Source organism: Ruegeria sp. YTSC199 (genome assembly GCF_059609725.1).
This window is the reverse complement of record NZ_JBXWMF010000024.1, coordinates 35,495-57,347: the sequence shown is the minus strand read 5'-3', so window position 1 is coordinate 57,347 and position 21,853 is coordinate 35,495. Positions and strand designations below refer to the sequence as shown.

Here is a 21,853-nt window from a genome sequence, read left to right as displayed (position 1 = left end):
GCGCGACGGACACACCGTGGCGCCCTTTTCCTATTTGAGGGCACAATGTCAAAGTTCGAATTTCCCAAGTCAATCGCAAGCCGCCCGGTCTGGGGCACGCTGGAGGTTCGCCCGGGCGAACATCATCTCATGATCGCTGAGGCCGAAGGCGCCGAAGCCGTTTTTGCCATCGCGGCACCCGACCTGATGGCCAAGACCCACCTGATCTACATTCCCAAAGGAACGAACTATTCCGAAAGGCTGCAGGCGCTGAACCCTGCGCAGTTCTACGAAGGTCCGTCCTATGAGGCCGCGCTTCAGCGTATTCGCCGTGTGCTGGAAGACGCGCATATGGGATTGCAGGTCTATCTGACCGGCTCTGAGGGCATGATGGGTCAGGCCATGAACGAAGTGATGGCCGTTGGCCTGCCGCACACGGCAATCCAGACCGAACATCGCGGATCGGTTGCGCGTCGAATGCAATGCGTGCACTGCAAGGGCATTACCGAAGATGTCGAGGTTGACCCGTTTGTCTGCGCGCATTGCGGGCTGAACCTGTTTGTGCGCGATCACTATTCCCGCCGCCTTGCCGCCTATCAGGGCGTCCGTGTCGATGCCGAAGATCATGGCAACGTGCCCGAGCCGAAAGGGATATACGAATGAGCGGTGCCGAGAAAATCCAGGTCAAAGTGACCGAAATCACCCCGCTGAACGAGCTGGTGACGCGGTTCCGTTTCGAACGTATCGACGGAGGCCAGTTGCCAACATTTTCGGGCGGAGCGCATACTGTTGTCGAAATGCAGGATGGCGGCATCACACGGCTCAATCCCTATTCACTAATGTCTGATCCGTTCGATCAGTCGTCCTATACAATCTCGGTCCGGCGCGATGATGAGGGCAGGGGCGGGTCGTTGTTCATGCACCGTCAAGTCAAGCTGGGCGATGAAATGACCATTAGCTACCCGGTCAACCTGTTCTCGCTCGACCTGCGGGCCCGCAAGCACCTGTTTCTGGCCGGTGGCATCGGGATCACCCCGTTTCTGGCGCAGATCAAACAGCTGGAATTGCTGCACGGACATTGGGAACTGCACTATGCGTGCCGAAATACTGCGTTGGCGTCTTATGCCGAGCAATTAACAGACAGGCATCCGAACGAAACGCATTTGTATTACGACGATGAGAGCCAGCAGATCGATCTGAAGAATCTTCTCAGTGGGCAGCCTCTGGGTACACATGTCTACGTCTGCGGCCCCAAGGGTATGATCGATTGGGTGCGAACCACCGCCGCCGCAGAAGGATGGCCCGAAGATTGCGTGCATTACGAAGAATTCCTGGCGCCTCAACCTGGCAAACCGTTCGAGGTGCGACTGGCGAAATCGGACAAGGTCATTCATGTGGGCGAAAATGAAAGCCTGCTCGAAGCCATCGAACGGCAAGGGGTGGATGCGCCGTATCTGTGCCGCGGTGGGGCCTGCGGTCAGTGCGAAACCGTGGTGCTGGATCACCACGGAAACTTTGTGCACCGCGATCACTGGCTGACCGACGAAGAAAAGGCTGCGGGCAAGAAAATCATGCCCTGCGTATCGCGTTTCGAGGGCAAGTCCCTCGTGCTGGACCGCTGACAGGAGGCCAAACATGACCATACAATTCAACGACGAGTCCTTCCGCGACGACTATACGTTTCACAACTCGGACTGGGCGATCAAGCGGTTTCCGTTCCCATTCCACGAAGACAGTTACATGTATTCGGTCAACATGGAACAGCACCGGGGCGGGCCCGAAGGCTCGGTCTATGAGATGCGGTTCGATGTGGACGAACACTATGTGTCCGAGATGAAAGACCGTGCCCTCGTTTTGGACCAGGACCCATTGCGCTGTCAGTCTCTGCCGCATATGACCTTGGCCGGCTGGGATCTGCTGGAACTGATCATGGTCAGCAAATCCGAGGATTACCCTGATCTGTTCGAACTGCATCGCAACGGCAATCAGTGGCGCTGGATCAACAAACCGCTAGGTATCGATCACAGCTTTACCTTCATGGATGAAACCACGCTGCCCTATGGGCCGATGGAATACATCACCCGTCAGGCACAGGGCGATTTTGCCGTACTTGATCAGCGCGACGAAATGCTGTGGATGGATGCTGGTATGGTGACGACGCAAGCCGATTGGAGTTTGGATTTCGATATCGGCATGAACTTTTTTGAGTGGCACGCACCGGTTCCGAAAGCCCATGAAATGGGAATTTTCCAGCGTGCGTTGAAATTCCTGTTGAATATCCAGCAGGGCGCGCCAGCGCGGCGTCTGAACTGGACCATGACCGTGAACCCGCTGCTGGATACCAGCCCGGAGAACTACCATAAATGGGGCATCCAGAAGACGACTCTGACGCCAGAGAACATCGGCCACAAGCAGCATTTGCGGGTCGAGCTGCAAACCTTCTTTCGGCTGCCGCGTTCCAATGCGCTGGTATTCCCGATCCGCTGCTATCTGTGCAGTTTTCAGGATCTGATGACAGTGCCAAAATGGGGCCGACGCCTGCACCGCGTTATCCGTGATTTACCTGACGAGTTGGCGACATACAAAGGTTTCATCGACAACCGGCCGATGATGCTCGACTATCTCAGCCAGTTTGACGATGGGCTACCAACCTCGCCTGGTATCTGGCCGGATCTGGAAACAGAACCGCCTTTGTCAAAGTAGGCCTGCATTGCGAAGTGTCTTGGCTCATATGACTGATCCGGATGAAATACCCTGGCTCATTCCGAGTGATGACTTCGCATTGTATGACGCGATTGCGCTACTTCGTGCGTCATTTCAGTACATGGAAGGTCGGATCGACCCTCCGTCTTCTGTTCATGATCTGACCGTGGAAGGGATGCAGGCCCATTGTAACGATGGTGGTGAAATCTGGGCCATCGGTCGACCTCTTTTTGCGTGCATGTTCCTGACGCCCAAAACCGACAGCTTATACCTTGGAAAACTGGCGGTGAAGGAAGGAAAGCGAGGGCAGGGTATCTGCCGCACGTTGGTCAATCACGCAGAAAGCCGCGCTGTAGAACTTGATCTTCCTGCGTTAGAACTGGAAACGCGCGTGGAACTCACTGAAAGTCACCGCGTATTTTCAAGGCTTGGGTTTATGATCGTAGGTATAGATAATCACGAAGGTTTCGACAGGCCTACGAATTTCTTATTGCGAAAGCCGGTCAGTTTGTCTGCGGATAGCTGATCACTGAAATGTATCGTGCCGGCAGAGTGACTAATCGTTCCGGACCATGGGGCGCGTCGGCATCAAAGAACAGGGTGTCGCCGGGCTTCAGGGGATAGATCTGGTCTCCGTGGCGATAGTCTACCTCGCCTTCCAACATGTAAATAGTCTCAATTCCTCCATGTTGAAATGTCGGGAACACGTCGGATTCAGCGGTTAGTGTTATCAGGTAGGGCTCTACGATTACGCCTGACCCGTTGGCGCCAATATGCCCCAACAGATTATATTGATGGTTGGCACGTGTTCCTTCGCGCTCCAGTTCAACGCCCTCGCCAGCTTTTGTATGAACCGCCTCGCGACGCTCTTCAAACTGTCTGAAGAAGCTTGTTAATGGAACTGACAGTGCGTCCGCCAGCGACTGTAATGTCGTCAAGGAAGGTGACGTATTCCCGTTCTCGATCTTGGACAGCATGCCGATCGACAATCCGGTTAGCTGGGCCAGTTCCGCGACCGTAGTGTTCTGCTGTTTGCGAAAGGCGCGAACCTCGCGGCCGATGGCAACTTCGAGAACTTTTTCTCTGTCACCCGAACGAACGGAATGTGGGTCCTGCGTCAGATTTGCCGCCATTTCTTTGTCGCGTTTTTTCAATTTTACTCTTTCGATGTCTTGCTATACTTGCCCAATCCGGTTCCGCAAGCAGGCGTGGCGCAATCCCCAATACAACTGGGACTACCATATCACCAATTTTTCCTGGTAGTAAAATATTCATGCTGACAGAAAAAAGAATGGAAACCGGATTCCTTCTGTTTGACGGCTTTCCGATGGCATGCCTGTCATTGGTGATCGAACCGCTACGTGCCGCAAATGAGATCGCCGGACAAGAGACATTTTGCGGTTCTGTCGCAAACCTCTTGGATGACAGCATGAATGGAATTGGTAGTTTGTTTATCCAGCCAATTTAGCAAACTGCTGAAACGGCCGGAGTCCGGGTGTGAACTGACCTTTTCGGACCATGTTGACCAGTTCGATACCTGCCAGTGAAATGCGGCTGAAGCGAAAGATTTAAACCCCTGCATGGGTCTGATCCTTCGTTTGATGAAAAGGTGATCCTGTTCAATGATGTTATTGAGGTGTTTGCGCCTGACCATCTCGATCAGGATCGGACGACCAAAGCTCTTGAGCATCTTGTTGACCGCCTGGACGCCAGATGTGTTGGCACCACTTTTGTCGATGACGATCTTACGCAGTAGACCGTTCACCTCAAGCGCGCGGGCGAAAAACTTCGTCGCAGCGGCTTTATTCCGGCGCTCGGACAACATGAAATCCGGGGTTTTGCCGTGTTTTCGATCGCTCGAAAAAGAAATACCCATTTGCCTTTGACCCGCACTTTGGTTTCATCCATTCGGCACGAAAGGTCTGCGGGATGCTTTCTGTACCGCGCTGCTTCAGCAATGAGGCCGGCATGTCGACTGACCCAGCGGTTTAGCGTCGCGTGATCCAGAACTACGCCACGTTCCGCCATAATTTCTTCCAGATCACGTTAAGAAACACCGTAGCGCAGGTAGAAGAAAACCGTGTGCAAGATCACGTCTTTCGGAAAATGCGCGCCCTTAAAGGAGATTGTCACGGCCTGCTCCTGTCATGTTCCGGTGCGCGCTACCGGAAATGCACTCGACCTGACAGGTAGGGACGAAGTTTGCGACAGAGCCCTTGAGTTTCCAATCTGGCTGGTCACCCACCGCGAGCTTCAGACCAGCCGCCGCATCCGGATCGTTTTCGACCTGCTGGCCCGGGGCCTGGCAGACATTGCGCGGCGCCGGGATCGCGGCGATTGATAGGTGTCGATGCGCCGAACCAAAAGTAATTATGTTCATCAGGCAGCCGGTGCTCTTCTTAGTCTTAAAGGGTAGCTTCGCGCGCCACAGATACGCTTGCAGAAGTTCGTCCTGTGCGCTGACTGCACGTCAGCCGTGGAAGTGTTGCGCAATCTATCAATGTCAGCTTCGGTGAAGCTGCCGACATCTACATAAGGAATCAGGAAAATTGTGGATCTGGAACCAGAACAGAGTGAACGTCATTGGGTTTCTCAGCGGAGTCTTTGTTGCGAGTATGGCAGTAGCGCAAACAACACCATTACCCGCTCCAACTGATCCTGCCTCCGTGACGGACGGCCCCTGCTGGCGCCAGCTTCAGCAGGACGGTGATAGCGAAGGAGCTTGGGCATGTGTAGAGAAGTCTTTGAGCGAGGCGGACGAAGAACTCAACCGTGTCTATGAAGAGATAATAAGCGGCGTTGACCCAAGCTGGCCGCTTGCTGATGACTACAAAGTAGCTTTAAGGGAAGCACAGCGTGCATGGATTGCCTTTCGTGACGCGGATTGCAGTAGGATCGGTGTCGCTGCCCGGGGCGACGCGAACCTTAGGATCCAGACGTGTTACGAGTATCAAACGCGAAAACGGATTCAAGAACTCCAGTCCTACTGAACTCGGCTCATCGAGTTAGGTATTAGAAGCGGTCATGTGGGTCGTTTCAAAGGTTCGCTGTATGCCCAAGCCGATTGATGCTGCGCTTTGCAACGATGTTGGTTTTCTGCGCGCTTAGACTGAAGCCAGAGATTTCCTGAACGCTCTATGTTCTCCGATGTATCCCGCCCGCTCATAAAACCGGTGGGCGGCTGTCCGTTCTCCGTGTACGAATAGTTCGATCAGGCTGCATCCGTGTTCCGTTGCTCGGGCCTCGGCATGCGCGAGTAGAAGCCCACCGATACCGCGACCTCGATAGGGTCGCTCGACCCTGACATCTTCAACCAGACCACGGCGTATACCACGATAGGACAAGCCGGGTATTACTGTCAGTTGAAGACATCCAATCACCGCATCATCATGTGTTGCGACGAACACCTGACTGTTCGGATCGCATTCAATCTGCTCAAAGGCAGTCAAATAGGCAGTAGCGTCCTCAGGTGATACACTCTCGCGTCGTCGGCCCTGTTCGTCATCCCAAAGCAGACGCACAACCTCTGGGATGTCAGTCCGTCTTGCGATGCGGATCTCTGGCAATGCCATGTCGGCATGGGTTCTCGAATTGGTGTTGCTGCTATCATTCATACCTAAAGTGCATCACAAAGGCGATGTACCCTCAATGATTTAACGAATGGAACGGAACTTATTGTACGTCAGATGGTTCTGTCACAAGCTTCGTCCCCACCTGTCAGGTCGAGTACATTTCTGGTAGCGCGCACCGGAACATGACAGGAGCAGGCCGTGACGATCTCATTCATAGGCGCACATTTTCCGAAGGACGTGATCTTGCATGCTGTCTTTTTCCACTTGCGTTACGGTGTTTCTTACCGTGATCTGGAAGAAATCATGGCGGAACGTGGCGTTGATCTGGATCATGCAACGCTAAACCGCTGGGTCAGTCGAAATGCCGGCCTCATTGCTGAAGCAGCGCGGTATAGAAAGCATCCCGCAGACCTTTCATGGCGAATGGATGAGACTTATGTGAAAGTGAAGGGCGAATGGGTGTATCTCTATCGCGCCATCGATAAATTTAGCAAGACGCTCGATTTCATGTTGTCCAGGCGCCGTAACAAAGCTGCTGCAACGAAGTTCTTTGCCCGTGAACTCGAAGTGAACGGGCTGCCGCGAAAAACTGTCGTCGGCAAAAGCGGTGCGAACACAGCCGGGATCAAGTTGATCAACAAGATGCTCAGAGGCTTTGGGTGTCCGATACCGATCGAGATGGTGAGGCGAAAATATCTCAATAACATCATTGAACAAGACCATCGGTTTCTCGAACGTCGGATCAGCCCCATGCTTGGTTTCAAATCTTTCGATTCAGCAGTATCTGCCTTAGCTGGTATCGAACTGGTCAACTTGATCCGCAAAGGTCAATTCACGCCCGGACTCCGGCCGTTTCAGCAGTTCGCCCAACTGGCAATGTTAACTGCTCACCAATTCCACGGATGCTCCGCCATCTAATAAGTTTGCGACAGAATCCCACAAACACTTCTCAAAACTGATTGTTAACGCGTTCCAGAGCCGCCTCCAATTGCCGAACAAATTCACTGGCCAATGCAGATGGAGGACGATGCGCCGGTTGCATAATTGAGACGTTCAAAACGACATGGGGATGAAACGCCCGGAAAACGATGGGTCTCGGCTCGGGTCGCATATTGACGTACCCAACTGCGGTAATGGGATCGCAGACGCAGTAGCAGAGTCCTTTTTCCACCAGAGTTAATGCCGGGTGAAAGGTCCTGAGTTCGAACCGTTGTTCGAAACTGGCTTTTTGCTCGGCGAATGCTCTCTGGGTTGCAATCAGGTTCGGGTGCCCTTCCTGCAACCCGGCCATCGGACGACCCGACAGGTGGTGCGCCTGGACTGTTTCAAGTTCAGCCAGTGGATCACCCGCAGGGATCGCACATACGCACTTCATGTCAAAGTCGACCGTATCAATTGCTGCAGTGGGTTTCGGGGTTTCACCCAATCCAATATCGTATTGCTGAGATGCCACCCATTCCTCGATCACCGGGGACGCGCGCATCATCAACGAAGCTTTTACTTCTGGTTTATCTAACAAGAACTCACCCAGAAGCTGCGGCATTAAAAGGCTGGAGGCGGCTGGCATACAGGCAATGTTCAGACGCCCCTTCGTCAGCCCGCCAATTTCGCGCATCGTTCGGGTTGAAAGCGACAGGCGATCCAGGATCGCCTCGGCCTCGGTGAGGAAATACTGCGCCTCGGGGGTAGGGGCCATTTTCCCGCGCTGTCGGCGGAACAGGGCGATATCCAATTCGGCCTCGAGATTTGCGATCAGCGCGCTCACAGCTGGCTGAGTTCGGCCCAGGATTCGGGCGGCGCCAGATACCGACCCTGTCCGCATAACCTCTCGAAAGGCCTGCAATTGGCGAAAGCTGAGATTCATGCGCCTTTGTTAATCCTTATCTTTTTGCCATCCCATAAACTAGCTTTATTCAACAATCAATTAAATCGTTTTGACTTGATATGCTCAGCACGTGATTTTCCCGCCACGAATGCACCGCATGCATTCGCTATGACGGAGGGGGAAATGACACGCTTTGCTAGCGTCTTGCTGACAGTTCTGATCTGCCTGGTTGCTCTTGGGCAGTTTGTGCAGGTGATCACTCGCTATGTGCTGGAAATCCCGGTCATGGGGCTGGAGGAAAGCCTGCTTTATCCCACCTTGTGGCTGTACATGTTGGGTGCGGTCAATGCCTCGCGCGAGAACACGCATATCCGCGCCAATGTGCTCGAAATCTTTTTGTCCACGGAACGTCAGCATCAGGTTCTTGCTGTCATAGGTGAGGTCATCAGCCTGATCGTGGGTATCTGGCTGACTACATGGGCCTGGAACTTCACCATGTATTCGATGCGCGTCTGGCGCGAGAGCCCAACGCTGTATTTGCCAACCTTTTATGTCGATGTCGCTTTGTTTGTCGGGTTGGTCCTGATGATGATCTTCACCGCCTGGCATCTGCTGATGCACTTGCGCGCACTGTTTTCCCTTGCTGCTGAACCTGTCGTTGATGGAGGCCTGAAATGATCGAGATCGCGCTTTTGGCCGTACTGGTTCTGGTCGTCCTGCTGACGCTTGGTGTTCCGCTACCCTACTGTTTTGGTGCGGGTCTGATGGTGATGTATTTCGCCGATGACGTGGTCATGAAAGGCAATATGCTGTGGGGTTTCCAACAGTTGGGAAACCCGGTGCTGCTGGCCATTCCGTTGTTTGTTCTGGCAGGGACAATCATGTCCGTATCCGGCATTGCGGCGAGCCTTCTCAATTTCGTCAACATCTTCATTGGTCACCTGAGGGGCGGACTGGGCGTTGTGGCCACGGTGTCCTGTGCACTGATCGGAGCGATCTCAGGTTCTGGCCTGACCGGTGTCGCTGCGATCGGTCCGCTGCTGATCCCGGAAATGGAGAAGCAGGGCTACCCGCGTGAATACGCAACGGCATTGATTGCGAACGCATCACTTCTTGGACTGTTAATCCCACCTTCCGTGACGATGATCGTTTATGGTTGGGTGACTGATACATCAATCCTGGCCTGTTTCCTGGCGACGCTTGGCCCCGGCCTGCTGATCATGGCGAGCTTTTCGGCAGTCAATATCCGGATGGCGCGCAAGTTTCCACTGCAACTAAATGAACCCCTCAAAGGCACGGCGTTCATGTCCGAAGCGACCCATCGCGGGTTCAAGGCTACGCCTGCTTTGTTGATGCCGGTTATCATTCTGGGCGGCATTTACGGTGGCATCATGACGCCGACCGAGGCCGCTGCAGTGGCGGTGATCTATGCAATTCCGGTTGGGTTCCTGATCTACAAAGGGCTGGATGTACGCACCTTTTTGGGCGCAGGAAGAGAAGCAGCCACTTCCGTCGGGGCGATCATGCTGATGATCCTGTTCTCGATGATCCTCAGCCAGATGTTCGTATTGGAAAGCATACCGCAAGCCATCGTGCAGGCTATCTTTTCGGTGACCGAAAACAAGGCGCTGTTGCTGGTCCTCATCAATGTCCTGTTGTTCTTGGTCGGCATGGTGGTCAATGACGTAACTGCTATCATTCTTATCGCACCGCTACTGCTGCCACTGATGCAGGCAATCGGTGTCAGCCCTATCCAGTTTGCAGCAATTATGGGCGTCAACACCGCGATGGGAGGCGTAACGCCGCCATATGCCTCGATCCTGTATCTCGGTGCGCGTATCGGCCAGGTGCCTGTCACCAAGGTGATCCGACCCGCCATGACCCTTATTTTGCTGGGTTATTTGCCCGTCGTGTTTCTGACCAGCTTCTGGCCAGACCTGTCGATGTGGCTGCCTCGCTTCTTTGGCTACTAAACCGCCCACTTCATCATTCACGGAGGAGACTTATCCATGATGAACTTTCTGAAACCCACCTGTCTGGCTGCGGCCGTTGTGGCAACTGCGGGCATCGCCGCCGCCGACACGCTGAAGATCAGCCACATCCGCCCCCAGGGTGCCACCATCGACAATGAACTGCGCGCCTTTGCAGACGATCTGAAGACCGCCACTAACGGCTCTCTTGAACTAAACCTGTTCCCGGCCTCTGCACTTGGTGATTACACCTCGGTTCAGGAACGCATCTCGGTTGGCGCCATTGACATGGCCGTTCAGCCCGCAGCCACGGCTGTTGATCGCCGCATGCAGATCTCGGCATTCCCCTATGTGGCCGCAAACTGGGAAGAGGCGAAAAAGATCTACGGCCCCGGCGGTGCGATTCACGGTGCGATGAAAGATCTCTATGCCAAACAGGACATCACCATGCTGGCCGCCTATCCGGTGTATTTCGGTGGCGTTGCTCTGAACACCAACGCTGTGAGCGCGGGCGACCCGACAGCCGCGAAAGGTATCAAGGTACGCGTGCCCGGCATCAAAAGCTTTCAGCTGACGGCCGATGCTCTGGGCTATATCTCTTCTCCGATCCCCTTTTCTGAGGCGTTCACCGCGGTTCAGACCGGCGTTGTTGACGGTGTCGTTGGATCGGGGGCCGAGGGCTATTATGCCTCATTCCGTGATGTGACCACCGCGTATGTGCCCGTCAACACGCATTTCGAAGTTTGGTATATGATCATCAACGCGGGCACGATGGCCGATATGAGTGACGAAGATCGTGCGGCGTTGGAAAAGGCTGCGCTGGCGTTCGAAGCCAAGCGCTGGGAAACAGCCGAAGCGGATCAGGGCGCCTTCGAACAGAAACTGGCCGATAATGGCGCCACAATTGTATCACTGACAGACGAAGAGCTTGCTGCCACCGCCGCCCATGTGCGCGCGCAAGTCTGGCCTCAGGTCCTGGAGGACGTTGGTCAGGATTGGGGTCAGTCCATCCTTGACAAGATCGGCGAATAACCGGTCAGGCCCCACGATCGGGCAAGGCGTGCCTCTCCCCGCGCCTTGCCCTGCCAGCCCACGGAGATCAGCCTATGTTCAGATATTTGCAAGACGATGACCACGATCTGGTTACGCTGAGCGTCAATGGTCGATCGGTCAATGCGCGCGGCGGCCAGTCGGTCTGGTCGGCGATGGCCGTGACCGGTCAGGTCGTGACCCGCAAGGCGACCCAATCGCGAGAAGCGCGCAGCGCTTACTGCGCCATGGGTGTCTGTTACGAATGCATGGTCGAAATCGATGGCCTTCCCAATCAACAAGCCTGCCTGCGTCGCGTGGCTGATGGAATGCATGTCATCACACAAGACATTACCGAAGACACTGAGGCGCCCGATGAAGGCCTTTGACTGCGCGATCGTTGGGGCTGGGCCAGCTGGAATGTCTGCCGCCATTGAATTGGCGCGGTCCGGAGTTGATGTGGCTGTGCTGGACCGTGCAGAACGGGCAGGGGGGCAGATTTATCGCTCCGCAGCAGATAGCCCATTGCCGGACGCTGCAAGTCTTGGGCCGGACTACGCGGCCGGAGTCGATCTGATCACCCAGTTTGAACAATCAGGGGCGGCACATCTTGCCGGTGCAGACGTATGGCATCTGGGGGATGATGGTCGAATTCTTTTTTCTCATCAGGGCAACACCCGCGAATTGCATAGCCGAGAAATGCTGTTGTGCCCCGGGGCGATGGAACGACCCATGCCGATCCCCGGCTGGACCTTGCCTGGCGTCATGACAGCCGGTGCCGCACAGGTGATGCTGAAATCGGATGCAGTTGTTGCGGACGGAGCCGTCTTTGCTGGATCGGGCCCTCTGTTGTACCTGATTGTGGTGCAGTATCTACGCCTTGGCGTGCCTGTGGCCGCTCTAGTCGACACCACTCCGCGACAGCATTATTTGGATGCCGTCCCTATGATACCGCGTGCTTTGCGGCAGGTTGGGGACATTCGCAAGGGTTTGTCTTTGTTGCGGGAAATTCGCGCTTCGGGCGTAACCACATACAGATACGCCGAAAACCTGGAGGTAATCGGCGATGATAGGGCCAAAGGGCTGCGTTTTGTGTCATCGGGCCGGCAACTCGAGGTCTTGGCCGATACCGTGTTTCTGCATCATGGCGTCCAGCCCAATCTGAACATGACCCGGGCGTTAGGGCTGGCGCATCATTGGAACAACACACAATCGTGTTGGCAGGCCACGGTTGATGCCTTTGGCCAAAGCTCGGTCGCACATATTTCGGTCGCCGGCGATGGAGCCGGAATTGTCGGTGCCAACGGTGCGCGTGCCGCCGGGCGCGTGGCAGCGCAGAATATCCTGCTTCGCCTAGGTCGGATTGCCCAAGCCGACAGGGATCAAAAGACAAGCGCTGATCTGAACTACTTGTCCGCCTTGAAACCTTTTCGCCAGTTCATCGATTGTCTCTACCGCCCGACCGAGGCACTGAGATTGCCGCGATACGCAGAGACTTTGGTATGTCGTTGCGAAGAACAGTCTTTGAGCGAATTGCGCAAGGGATTCGAACAAGGCGCGCGCGACCCCAATGCGCTGAAATCTCTGACCCGATGCGGAATGGGGCCATGCCAGGGTAGGCAATGCGGCCATGTGGTGACCGGCCTATTGGCGCGGTGGCGTGAAGAAAGTCCCGAAGCCGTTGGGTATTACCGCTTGCGCAGCCCTCAGCGCTTACTGTCTCTGGATGAACTTGGCCGGTATGGCCTGGTATCGGCGGAGGCTGCGGAATGAAGTCGGACGTTTTGATTATTGGCGGCGGTATCCAAGGTTGCGCAACCGCGTACCATCTGGCCCGCAAGGGTGCCTCAGTGATGGTAATTGAAAAGGACTACTCCGGACGACATGCCTCGGGCGTCAACGCTGGTGGGGTACGGTTGCTGGGCCGAGATATGGCCGAAGTCCCCTTGTCTAAAGCGTCGATGGAGATGTGGCAGACGCTGGATGAGGATCTGGGTTATGACACCGGATTTCGCCGCCAGACACTGGTCAACATTGCGGTGGATGAGGCGGATCTGGCCAGCGCGCAGGCCCGCGAGGCCAAGATGCAAGACGCTGGATACACACATGAACGGATTATCGACCAGGCCGAACTCAGGGAACGCTTACCTTATGTGAATCCCGACTGCGTTGGTGGTGTGATCTCGGAATTGGATGGATACGCCATCCCCTACAAGGCGACGTCGGCATTTCGTCTGGCAGCGGAAAAACTGGGCACACAGATTGTCGAAGGCGAAGAGGTGGTTGGCCTTCGGCGCGTCGGGGAAACGTGGTTGGCGCAGGGTGCGCGTCACACATATGAGGCTGAAACTGTCGTCAATTGCGCCGGTGCCTGGGCGGACAAAATTGCCCTGATGATCGGCGACAACGTCCCCCTCAGCCACTCTGCACCGATGCTGATGATCACAGCCCGGATGCCACGTTTTGCCAAGCCGGTCGTTGGTGCGGTCAGCCGCCAGCTCAGCTTCAAGCAGTTCAAAAACGGCACGGTATTGATCGGCGGCGGTGCCAAGGGATTTGCCGACCGCGCCAGCAACCGCACACGGCTGGACTACGCCAAACTTGCTGCTGCGTGCCGCACTACAGCAGAGTTTTTTCCGATCATGCGCAAGGCCAGCATCAACCGGATGTGGGCCGGGTTAGAAGCTTACATGCCGGACAATCTTCCTGTAATAGGCCCTGCAGTAAACGCTCCGCGTGCCTTCCACGCGTTCGGGTTTTCTGCGCATGGATTTCAAATGGGACCTGTCGTGGGGCAGGTTCTGGCGGATTTGGTGACTGGCGGTCAGGGTCGTTTCAATCTGTCATCTTTCCGTATCGACCGATTTGACCGCAAGGTCCTGTAAAGGAGATATCAAACATGGCAATCACACGTATTGAAACCGGTACTCGCATGAGCAAGATCGTCAAGCACAATGGTGTTGCGTATCTGTGCGGCCAGACCTCGGATGCCTCTACGGTTGCGGATCAGACCCGCGACATCCTGTCCAAGGTCGAGGATCTGTTGGATAAGGCGGACAGCGACAAGACCCGCATATTGCAATGTGTGATCTGGTTGGCTGACATGGCGGATTTCGCCGAGATGAACGCCGTCTGGGATGCATGGGTACCGGAAGGTCACGCGCCGGCCCGCGCTTGTGGTGAAGCTAAGCTGGCGCGCGACGTACTAAAGGTCGAGATGATTGTCACTGCGGCTTACGACTAGGTTAAGCCCGTTGGGTCTCAAAAGGTTCGGTAGAGCGGCCCCTTAATCGGATGTGTCGCAAACTTGTGGGTCTCTCTGTTTGAACTGAAACGCTTGTGATATCGGCGGACCGAAATTCGGCAGAGGAGTGCGGGCGATGACGATCTTTCTGGGAAGACCGTTGATCACCATCATGCGAGCGAAGAATTTCGTGGCTGCCGACTTGTTTCGCCGCCGCGCAGTTTCTTCAATGGCGCGAGAGTATCGCGTGACCCAACGGTTCAGCGTGGTGTGATCTACCGTTACGCCTCGTTCACCCATGATCTCCTCCAGGTCCGGTATGACACGCCGTACCGGACATAGAAAAACACGTCGAACGGGATAACGCCCTTCGGATATTGAGTACCCTTGAAAGAGATCATGTATAGTCTTTCGACTATTTGCTTTTTGCAGCCGCTCAGTCGAAAGCGGAGTCAGTGTCCATCGCAAAAAGTTTGCAACAGATTCCGACACAACCCTTGGATGGTGTAGGGACTTTAGATACGATGCTCTTCACATCACGAGGGATTGCATGCGTTATCTTCTGATGCAAATCATCATGTTTGTTTTCTTAGCAAGCGCGCTCCATGCCGATAAACGCGACTATATCGAGCTTGCGCAGCAAGGATGGGGGTATGAGCTGCGCTCAACCATGTTGGGGCGGGATATGGCGATTCCCGTTCACATAAACGGGCGCGATCTGGTTGGTGCAGCCCTATGCCTTGTAGGCGAAAGGCCGCATCCAGAGACTTTGGCAGTTTTGAATACCTTTCGAGAATTGCTGAAACACAGTTTTGGTCACCCGACTCCGATGCGGTACGCTGGCCCTTCAGCGCGGGACTGTGGAACCGGCCGTACCGTGATTTTGCGACTATATTCCGGTTACCCTCCCAACCGTGATCTGTCAGCGGATATTGACTGGCTCAGCGACGTGCATCAGCTTGGATTACCTGAGGGGCGCGCCTATGTTGTGACGTCTCCGGCGATGGCGCAGACTTTCTTTGGTCGTCGGGGGCAGGGGACCCATATCGTGGTCAAGCAACCGGCTCATGAACGCCTTGGCAAGCTTGAGAAAGACTTTCACAAATCGATTTTATTGGAAGAGCTGTTTCAGTCTTTCACATTTGGCATGGATATCCTGCTATATGATAAGTCAACGGGGTTCCTATCCAAACTGCAGGAAACGCCGGTGAACCTGCAGCGCCTGCCATGGAGCTCGCATGACTTTATGCGCGCACTCTTGAATTCGAACCCCAGCGGTCTGTGTGCGTTTGACATCTTCATGATGCATGCCGTTGCGCAATCTCCCGCGGATCAGACCATTGACTCAGGCTTTATCGACTACATTGACAGGCAATACGATCGCCTTTGGGCACAGGCGGATGAAACACTTGCTGATCCACAGTTTGCGGCCTTGTTTGACGAAGGCTGCTCAACATCCGTCCGTGTGCCTAGGTAATACCATCTGCTATGTTTTGCTGAACGGGTGACTCCGGGTAGCCTGAGCGCAGGTATTGCGCCCTCAGGGTCTATGGGAGGAATTATGGACACAAGGCCTGAAAACCCGCCGCGAACGATTGCGGGATTATCTGGGTATTTGTCGCAGGGGCTTGTTGGCCACGAGCGATTGGTGGAATCGCTGCTGATCGCCCTACTGGAAGGCGGCCATCTTCTTGTGGAAGGACCGCCCGGGCTGGCCAAGACTCGCGCCGTCAAATGGCTGGCGAACGCTGTCGAGGGCAGCTTTGCCCGTATCCAGTGCACGCCCGACTTAATGCCCTCGGACGTGACCGGAACGCCTGTGTACCAGCCCCACGAAGGCCGTTTTGAATTTGTTCCGGGGCCTGTGTTTCACACGCTGGTTTTGGTTGATGAGATCAACCGCGCGCCACCAAAGGTGCAGTCCGCCCTGCTGGAATCCATGGCGGAGCATCAGGTTACGGTTGGCAACGAAACACACGCACTGCCGGATCCGTTTCTGGTCATTGCCACACAAAATCCCATTGAACATGACGGGACCTTTCCCTTGCCTGAGGCACAGCTGGACAGATTCCTGCTGCACGTCGTGCTAACTTTGCCGGATCTGGAAACGGAACGTCAGATTCTCGACTTGGTGATTGCTGAAACGCAGGAAGGTCCGCCAGATGTTCAGAAGATGACGCTTGCGGAGCTAAAGATCGCGCGCACCGAAGCGCAGGCGGTGCATGTGGCCCCAGAATTGCGCGACTATATCGTGCGCCTCGTGACCGCGACCCGTAATGGCCCGATTGCTGAACAAGTAGAACATGCGGTCTCGCCCCGTGGATCGCTGGCTTTGGCCTCGGCATCGCGCGCGCGCGCCTATCTGCGAGGTCGCGATTTTGCCCTGCCCGAGGATGTGGCCGCGGTTGCGCCCGATGCGCTGGCCCATCGGATGGTGCTGACATGGCGGGCCATCGCGGATGGCAAAAAGCCACGCGAACTGGTGGCGGACATTCTGAATGCGGTCGAGCCGCTGTGACGGGCGTGCTGGCTCATGCGGGCGTCAGCCTGACAACTGATGCCTTGATCGCCTTGCGGCATGTCGCGTTGACTGAACACGAGAACCCGACAATGGCGGCCTTGCCCGGGGGGGTTCTGACCCGAAAGCGCGGTCAGGGTATCGAGGTTGCAGATGTGCGAGAGTATGTGGCGGGTGATGATATTCGTCACCTGGATCGTGGAACGACCGCCCGCACCGGGCGCCTGCATATCCGACAGTTTCAAGAGGAACGGGATCGGGTTGCCCTGTTGGTTGCCGATTTCCGCGCGCCGATGTTCTGGGGCCTGAAACGCGCCTTTCTCTCGGTTGCCGCGGCTGAGGCACTGGCATTGATCGGATGGCACATGGTTGAAAGTGGCGGGCGTGTGGGTCTGCTGGCGATCACGACCGACACATCCATCATTGTGCCGCCGCGCGGAAAAACGCGGGGGATGCTGGATGTGATTGGCGGTCTGGTTCAGGCCCATGCGCGCAGTCTGAATACCCTGCAGAAGGGTGAGGATGAGGGCTGGACGCTGGAACACGTGCTCACCGGTGTTGAACGCCTGACGCCCACCGGGTCCGAAATCATCATCGCGTCTGGCTTTGATCAGCAGGGCGATGGGTTTTCTGACCTGCTGGACCGGCTTGATCACCGCCGAAACCCCCGTCTTGTCCTCGTGACTGAAAGCAAGACACATGAAATGCCAAGCGGCTGGTATCCGATCCAACTTTCAGATGGGCAGCAAAGGCGCGTTTATCTGAGTGAGGCAGCGCCTGATGATGCGGCGATTTATCAGATGGTTGCCGCACATACGGCGCTTGTTTTGAATGCCAGCGACCCGGTTGAACAAACTTCTCGCCGCATTTCGTCAGCCTTTGCGGCAAGATACGTGTCATGAGCGAGACGGCCCTCTCTGAGGCCACAATGCTGGCCAGTCTGCGGGACATCCATTTACCCGCTGAGGCTGCTGGCGGGGTGATTGCAGAATATGCGGTTGTCTTTGGTATCGCGGCGTTGGCGTCAGTAAGTTGCGTCAGCATCCTGCGTTTTCTGAGTGTCAAGACTGCCAAAAAAAAACTGATGGAACCTCCCGATCAATTTGCAGATCAACCGGGTTGGTCTGCGGATCGCCGCAAGGTGGCGCTTTTGCACAGGCTACGCGCTCAGAACCCGACGCGTTATGCGGAACTGAGGGGCGAGCTTTATCAACCCGGCGGAGGCCCCGATCTGGAGACTCTGCGAGATGAGGTTGCGGGTCGTGTTTGAACTTGCTGATCCCTGGGTCTTGCTTCTGTTGCCGTTGCCTCTGGTGATTGTTCGTCTGATCAAACCACGGCCAGTTTTTGAACGCGGGTTTCCGGTTCCGGATCGCATTGGTGGGATGCTGTTGGCGGCAAGTCCTCGGGTTAACGCCGCGAACCGGCGCTTGGCAGATCGTCTTGCTTTGTGGGCCGTTTGGGCGCTGATTGTCGTTGCTTTGTCCGGTCCTCGCGAGTTGCAACCCGTCAGCGCCCTGAAGGTTTCCGGGCGGGACCTTGCGATCGTTTTGGATCTTTCGGGTTCGATGGTGAGGGAAGATTTTTATCTCGATGGGCGCCAAATCACTCGGTTGGAGGCGGTGACCAGTGTCGGGTCCGAGTTTGCCCGACGCCGCGCTGGCGACCGAGTGGCGTTGATAGTGTTCGGATCCGAAGCCTATTTCGCTACGCCTTTCACATTCGATACTGAAGCAGTTGCGCGGCGGATCGAAGAGGCCACGATAGGTATATCGGGCCGCGCTACCAACATTTCCGATGGTCTGGGCCTCGCTTTGAAGCGTCTTGCTGACAGTGAGGCGGCGTCTCGCGTTGTGATCCTGTTGTCGGATGGGGTGAACAACGCGGGGGCCACGAACCCCCGAGGCGTGGCGGAATTGGCGACTGAATTAGGCGTGCGGGTCCACACAATTGCGCTCGGTCCCAAAGACCTGCAAAGCGCAGAGGTAGGTGAACGCGGAGTGGTTGATGCGGCCACCTTACGCGCTATCGCCGAGGTTTCGGGGGGTGAGGCCTTTCGCGTCAAAACCACCGATGATCTGATCGACGTGACGCTAGCGCTGGATCGTTTAGAAGCGACAGATAGTGCGGGTCTTACGGCTGAGATCCACAAGTCCTATTGGACATGGCCCGCAGCAATGGCAGCGGCACTTGCCCTGATGGCGGCGTGGAGGCAGGCGCAATGAGTGAATTGGATATCACTCTGCTCAGGCCGTTTTGGGGGCTTTCCGTGATCTTAATATGCGCGATCGGCTGGTGGATAATACCCCGCACCGCCGGGTTCGGAGCCTGGGATAAGGTTACCGATCCTCAGCTTATGAAAGCGATGGCGGCGATTGGCAGGATCGAAGGTGGGTCGTTCCCGCTCACGCCAGTCGCCTTACTGCTGACCAGCGGGATCATTGCAGTTGCTCTGACTGGCCCGGCCATCGAACGGCGCGACGCGCAAACCTATCGCAATCTGGATGGCGTGTTGTTCCTTGTGGATGCGTCAGACAGCGTGGTGGATGACAACCGCTGGCCACAAATGCTGAGCATGGGGCGTTTTGGCATCAGCGCGCTTGGATCCCGGCCCGGCGGCATCATTGTATTCGCAGGTGATGCCTATGTCGCGACGGACATGACGACGGATCACCGCCAATTGGGGCAAACTTTCTCTCTCATCAATGGCGAGACCGTGCCGGACAAAGGATCTCGCCCGGGACGTGCACTGGCTTTGGCGCTTCAGCGAATGGAGGAGGCGGGGATCCTGGCCGGGGACGTGGTGATATTCACAGACGGAGACGGATTGGGCTCAACCTCGCTGCAACAAGTCGCGTCTCTTGCGTCGCGCGGGGCGCGCGTGTCTGTGGTGTCGCTACAGACTCCGACGGCGCAGATGCAAACGCATACCGGTGTCGGCGGTGGCGCGGTATTCACATTGGACCAGACTGATGAACTGGCGCTGTGGTTGGATGATGACGCCGCAACCAAGCTGGAACGGGAAGACTATCCCGTGTTGTTCTGGCACGATCTGGGGCGGTATTTTTTGTTTTTAGCACTGCTCCCCCTCTTGTTGTTGTTTTGGAGGGAACGTGCATGAAGTGGTTTGCTATCACGGGTGCTGCTTGCATTGTTCTTGCTTTCGTGTTGGGCGGTGCTGCCCCTTTTGGGCGCGTTGCTTTAGCGATTGGCCTATATCCGACGGCGGCAAACTTGTTTTCCGACTCGGACTGGCGAGGTGTCGCCTTCTATCGTGCTGGGAAGTTCGATAAAGCCGCCGAAGCTTTCGTGAGCGCAGGCAACCGATACAATCTCGGCAATGCCGAGGCCCAAAATGGTCAATTTGCCGCCGCACTGGAGGCCTATGATCAGGCCATTGCCAAAGGTAACCCGGACGCTCAGGCGAATTTTGATGTGCTGGCCGCTTATTACGCAGGGCAGCAGATCGATCCAGAGGCTTTAGGTCTTTTTCCGGAACGCAAGTCAGGTCCCAAAGCCGACAGCTTTGTGGCCCGTGGAAACGCGCGCGCGGCGGGAACAGGGAGTGAGGTCACGAATTCGAACACGATGCTGGGATTGGCGGAATTGGACAGCCGCGGGCGACTGGGTGTACGGCGCATCTTTGATGACAAGTTCATGGTTGCCGACCAACGATGGCTCAATCAGCTTTCCGATGTTCCTGGCGAGTTTATGGCGGCGCGGATTGCGCAGGAACATAAGCGCAGGGTGCAGCAGGGTCTTTCGCCTCCCGAAGCGGAGAGCCCGGAATGAAGTGGTTGGTCTTACTTCTCATCGCTTTCCCTGTTCATGTGCTGGCGCAGTCAAAGACTGTTTTGCCGTCCGAGGCATCGATAGACGTCACCATTGAAGACGATACCTCTGTTCCCTTCACCCGTGAGATGGTGCTTTTGACGATCCGAGGTGTCTACCGAAGGCACATCACTCGGGAAGAACTTGTCCAACCTGATTTTGAAGGGTTCAGTTGGGCGCAGCTGGGGCCGGACAGTTGGTCGGAAGAAAGGATCAATGGCCGTAAATACAAAGTGTTTACGCGACGCATGGCGATCTACCCGGTCGAGGCTGGCGAGCTTGCAATTGGTCCATTTATTCACCGGCTGACCCTGACTGACGAAAATGACGACTGGTTCGAACATGAGATTCAATCGGAGCCGTTAACCATTCAGGTGGCCGAAGCTCCGGCTACGAAGGATTGGTGGTTTCCGGTGCGCAAATTGCAAATCTCGGACCAGTGGTCGAATGCCCCGGATCAACTTGCCCCGGGTGAGGGCGTCTTGCGCGTTATCCGGCTGGAGGCGTTGGGCGCCACCCCAGAGATGATACCGCCGATGCCGGAGTTAACCTCACCTTCGGCCCTGATTTTCGCGCACCCTGAGAAGCGTCTTGTCGAACTGACACCGGAAGGGCCAGTGACCTACGCATTCTGGCGCTGGACCATTCGCCCGTCTAACGATACGTCGGGCATCGTTGAACCCCTGCAATTCAGCTATTTCGACACCTTCGCGCGCGAAGTTCGCGAGGTCACGATCTCACCACAACGCATTGCGTACGGCACGGTCAACGGAGCGGTGCCCTCGGACAGTCCCGAGGAGGTCGCGCGCCCTGTGGCGTTGCCGGAATGGCCGGCATTTGCAATCGCCGTTGTGGTCTTTCTGGCTGTTCTGGTTTTGGGCATGTCGGGGCACAAAGTGGCCGCTTCAAGGGCATTGCAGCGATTTGGGGTTTTCGATCCAATGGTCCGAGATTTGCGGGGTTGCGCTAAAGCCGGTCGTGCAGACGGGCTGCGACAAGCTGCTGTTGCGATCTTACGTCGTGACGGAGCCTCATCCGGACGCCTTGAGCAAATACGAGACTTTGACCGTCAGGTATTCGATCCCAAGGCGGCAGCACCTGATTTGAATGAATTTGTCAGGAAGTTCCTCAACAATTAGGCTCTCAGAGTCATCAAGCTTTTGTTACCTAAGGCATCTTTCG

At 55.8% G+C, this 21,853-nt stretch carries 25 protein-coding genes and 3 pseudogenes; 22 read left to right on the top strand and 6 right to left on the bottom strand.

All coding sequences use genetic code 11. The features are described from left to right. The first annotated feature begins 45 nt into the window (after positions 1 to 45). The 4 genes from AC2FEE_RS19745 to AC2FEE_RS19730 are packed head-to-tail and all read left to right on the top strand — an operon-like array spanning position 46 to position 3,208. Positions 46 to 642: a dimethylamine monooxygenase subunit DmmA family protein gene (locus tag AC2FEE_RS19745; RefSeq protein ID WP_496867039.1), complete on the top strand. Its 597-nt coding sequence runs from the start codon at positions 46 to 48 to the stop codon at positions 640 to 642. Continuing rightward, positions 639 to 1,601 carry a PDR/VanB family oxidoreductase gene (locus AC2FEE_RS19740; RefSeq protein WP_496867038.1) on the top strand — a complete coding sequence of 321 codons (963 nt, stop codon included), beginning with the start codon at positions 639 to 641 and terminating at the stop codon, positions 1,599 to 1,601. Before AC2FEE_RS19745 ends, AC2FEE_RS19740 begins: the two co-directional genes overlap by 4 nt. A 13-nt stretch (positions 1,602 to 1,614) precedes the next feature. Further along, entirely contained in the window at positions 1,615 to 2,682 is a 1,068-nt protein-coding gene (locus AC2FEE_RS19735; RefSeq protein ID WP_496867037.1) for a heme-dependent oxidative N-demethylase family protein, read from the top strand. Between the two features lie 28 nt (positions 2,683 to 2,710). Continuing rightward, positions 2,711 to 3,208 carry a GNAT family N-acetyltransferase gene (locus tag AC2FEE_RS19730; protein ID WP_496867036.1) on the top strand — a complete coding sequence of 166 codons (498 nt, stop codon included), beginning with the start codon at positions 2,711 to 2,713 and terminating at the stop codon, positions 3,206 to 3,208. Here AC2FEE_RS19730 and AC2FEE_RS19725 read toward each other — a convergent pair. Then, positions 3,186 to 3,815 (bottom strand): helix-turn-helix domain-containing protein, encoded by a 630-nt coding sequence (locus tag AC2FEE_RS19725; protein WP_496867049.1) that lies wholly within the window; start codon positions 3,813 to 3,815, stop codon positions 3,186 to 3,188. The two genes, AC2FEE_RS19730 and AC2FEE_RS19725, sit on opposite strands and share 23 nt — an antisense overlap. On the opposite strand from AC2FEE_RS19725, the pseudogene AC2FEE_RS19720 reads away from it, so the two are divergent. After that, positions 3,788 to 4,078, top strand: a pseudogene (locus AC2FEE_RS19720) (GlxA family transcriptional regulator); the annotation flags it as partial. The gene AC2FEE_RS19725 and the pseudogene AC2FEE_RS19720 overlap by 28 nt on opposite strands. 55 nt (positions 4,079 to 4,133) lie before the next feature. On the opposite strand, the pseudogene AC2FEE_RS19715 reads toward AC2FEE_RS19720, so the two are convergent. Next, positions 4,134 to 4,815 (bottom strand): annotated as a pseudogene (locus AC2FEE_RS19715) (IS6 family transposase). Then, on the bottom strand, positions 4,799 to 5,062 hold the full coding sequence (locus tag AC2FEE_RS19710) for a hypothetical protein (RefSeq protein ID WP_496867035.1): 264 nt from the start codon (positions 5,060 to 5,062) through the stop codon (positions 4,799 to 4,801). The pseudogene AC2FEE_RS19715 and the gene AC2FEE_RS19710 overlap by 17 nt, the downstream one beginning before the upstream one ends. A 235-nt stretch (positions 5,063 to 5,297) precedes the next feature. Between AC2FEE_RS19710 and AC2FEE_RS19705 the strand changes: the two genes are divergently transcribed. Then, positions 5,298 to 5,672: a lysozyme inhibitor LprI family protein gene (locus AC2FEE_RS19705; protein ID WP_496867048.1), complete on the top strand. Its 375-nt coding sequence runs from the start codon at positions 5,298 to 5,300 to the stop codon at positions 5,670 to 5,672. A 114-nt stretch (positions 5,673 to 5,786) separates the two neighbouring features. On the opposite strand, the gene AC2FEE_RS19700 is transcribed toward AC2FEE_RS19705, so the two are convergent. Next, positions 5,787 to 6,296, bottom strand: coding sequence for a GNAT family N-acetyltransferase (locus AC2FEE_RS19700; RefSeq protein ID WP_496867034.1), 510 nt, complete (start codon positions 6,294 to 6,296; stop codon positions 5,787 to 5,789). Positions 6,297 to 6,452: 156 nt separating this feature from the next. Here AC2FEE_RS19700 and AC2FEE_RS19695 point away from each other — a divergent pair, with 156 nt between their 5' ends. Then, positions 6,453 to 7,172, top strand: a complete 720-nt coding sequence (locus AC2FEE_RS19695; RefSeq protein WP_496867033.1) for an IS6 family transposase — start codon at positions 6,453 to 6,455, stop codon at positions 7,170 to 7,172. Between the two features lie 31 nt (positions 7,173 to 7,203). On the opposite strand, the gene AC2FEE_RS19690 is transcribed toward AC2FEE_RS19695, so the two are convergent. After that, entirely contained in the window at positions 7,204 to 8,118 is a 915-nt protein-coding gene (locus AC2FEE_RS19690; protein ID WP_496867032.1) for a LysR substrate-binding domain-containing protein, read from the bottom strand. A gap of 144 nt (positions 8,119 to 8,262) precedes the next feature. On the opposite strand from AC2FEE_RS19690, the gene AC2FEE_RS19685 reads away from it, so the two are divergent. The 7 genes from AC2FEE_RS19685 (at position 8,263) to AC2FEE_RS19655 (ending at position 14,322) form a co-directional block, all read left to right on the top strand. After that, a complete protein-coding gene (locus AC2FEE_RS19685; RefSeq protein WP_496867031.1) occupies positions 8,263 to 8,757 on the top strand; it encodes a TRAP transporter small permease in 495 nt (164 codons plus the stop codon). Further along, the gene (locus AC2FEE_RS19680) at positions 8,754 to 10,052 is read left to right on the top strand and encodes a TRAP transporter large permease (RefSeq protein ID WP_496867030.1); all 1,299 of its coding nucleotides are present in this window, start codon (positions 8,754 to 8,756) and stop codon (positions 10,050 to 10,052) included. The genes AC2FEE_RS19685 and AC2FEE_RS19680 overlap by 4 nt, the downstream gene beginning before the upstream one ends. Positions 10,053 to 10,088: 36 nt before the next feature. Continuing rightward, positions 10,089 to 11,081: a TRAP transporter substrate-binding protein DctP gene (dctP, locus tag AC2FEE_RS19675; protein ID WP_496867029.1), complete on the top strand. Its 993-nt coding sequence runs from the start codon at positions 10,089 to 10,091 to the stop codon at positions 11,079 to 11,081. Positions 11,082 to 11,155: 74 nt separating this feature from the next. Continuing rightward, the gene (locus AC2FEE_RS19670; RefSeq protein WP_496867028.1) at positions 11,156 to 11,467 is read left to right on the top strand and encodes a (2Fe-2S)-binding protein; all 312 of its coding nucleotides are present in this window, start codon (positions 11,156 to 11,158) and stop codon (positions 11,465 to 11,467) included. Beyond that, entirely contained in the window at positions 11,403 to 12,851 is a 1,449-nt protein-coding gene (locus AC2FEE_RS19665) for an FAD-dependent oxidoreductase (RefSeq protein ID WP_496867027.1), read from the top strand. Before AC2FEE_RS19670 ends, AC2FEE_RS19665 begins: the two co-directional genes overlap by 65 nt. After that, complete coding sequence (locus AC2FEE_RS19660) at positions 12,848 to 13,963, top strand: NAD(P)/FAD-dependent oxidoreductase (RefSeq protein ID WP_496867026.1); 1,116 nt, start codon at positions 12,848 to 12,850, stop codon at positions 13,961 to 13,963. The genes AC2FEE_RS19665 and AC2FEE_RS19660 overlap by 4 nt, the downstream gene beginning before the upstream one ends. A gap of 14 nt (positions 13,964 to 13,977) precedes the next feature. Then, positions 13,978 to 14,322 carry a RidA family protein gene (locus AC2FEE_RS19655; protein ID WP_496867025.1) on the top strand — a complete coding sequence of 115 codons (345 nt, stop codon included), beginning with the start codon at positions 13,978 to 13,980 and terminating at the stop codon, positions 14,320 to 14,322. A 126-nt stretch (positions 14,323 to 14,448) separates the two neighbouring features. Here AC2FEE_RS19655 and AC2FEE_RS19650 read toward each other — a convergent pair. After that, a pseudogene (locus AC2FEE_RS19650) lies at positions 14,449 to 14,723 on the bottom strand (IS6 family transposase); the annotation flags it as partial. 149 nt (positions 14,724 to 14,872) lie between these two features. Here AC2FEE_RS19650 and AC2FEE_RS19645 point away from each other — a divergent pair. The 8 genes from AC2FEE_RS19645 to AC2FEE_RS19610 all read left to right on the top strand — a co-directional run bounded on the left by AC2FEE_RS19645 (position 14,873) and on the right by AC2FEE_RS19610 (position 21,810). Further along, the gene (locus tag AC2FEE_RS19645; RefSeq protein ID WP_496867024.1) at positions 14,873 to 15,799 is read left to right on the top strand and encodes a hypothetical protein; all 927 of its coding nucleotides are present in this window, start codon (positions 14,873 to 14,875) and stop codon (positions 15,797 to 15,799) included. Positions 15,800 to 15,883: 84 nt separating this feature from the next. Continuing rightward, complete coding sequence (locus AC2FEE_RS19640; protein WP_496867023.1) at positions 15,884 to 16,840, top strand: AAA family ATPase; 957 nt, start codon at positions 15,884 to 15,886, stop codon at positions 16,838 to 16,840. Further along, positions 16,837 to 17,742 carry a DUF58 domain-containing protein gene (locus AC2FEE_RS19635; RefSeq protein ID WP_496867022.1) on the top strand — a complete coding sequence of 302 codons (906 nt, stop codon included), beginning with the start codon at positions 16,837 to 16,839 and terminating at the stop codon, positions 17,740 to 17,742. Before AC2FEE_RS19640 ends, AC2FEE_RS19635 begins: the two co-directional genes overlap by 4 nt. After that, positions 17,739 to 18,110, top strand: a complete 372-nt coding sequence (locus AC2FEE_RS19630) for a hypothetical protein (protein ID WP_496867021.1) — start codon at positions 17,739 to 17,741, stop codon at positions 18,108 to 18,110. The genes AC2FEE_RS19635 and AC2FEE_RS19630 overlap by 4 nt, the downstream gene beginning before the upstream one ends. Next, positions 18,103 to 19,065: a VWA domain-containing protein gene (locus tag AC2FEE_RS19625; protein WP_496867020.1), complete on the top strand. Its 963-nt coding sequence runs from the start codon at positions 18,103 to 18,105 to the stop codon at positions 19,063 to 19,065. Before AC2FEE_RS19630 ends, AC2FEE_RS19625 begins: the two co-directional genes overlap by 8 nt. Continuing rightward, complete coding sequence (locus tag AC2FEE_RS19620; protein ID WP_496867019.1) at positions 19,062 to 19,961, top strand: vWA domain-containing protein; 900 nt, start codon at positions 19,062 to 19,064, stop codon at positions 19,959 to 19,961. Before AC2FEE_RS19625 ends, AC2FEE_RS19620 begins: the two co-directional genes overlap by 4 nt. Further along, positions 19,958 to 20,632, top strand: a complete 675-nt coding sequence (locus AC2FEE_RS19615; RefSeq protein WP_496867018.1) for a tetratricopeptide repeat protein — start codon at positions 19,958 to 19,960, stop codon at positions 20,630 to 20,632. The genes AC2FEE_RS19620 and AC2FEE_RS19615 overlap by 4 nt, the downstream gene beginning before the upstream one ends. Then, positions 20,629 to 21,810, top strand: coding sequence for a hypothetical protein (locus tag AC2FEE_RS19610; protein ID WP_496867017.1), 1,182 nt, complete (start codon positions 20,629 to 20,631; stop codon positions 21,808 to 21,810). The genes AC2FEE_RS19615 and AC2FEE_RS19610 overlap by 4 nt, the downstream gene beginning before the upstream one ends. Positions 21,811 to 21,853 lie beyond the last annotated feature (43 nt).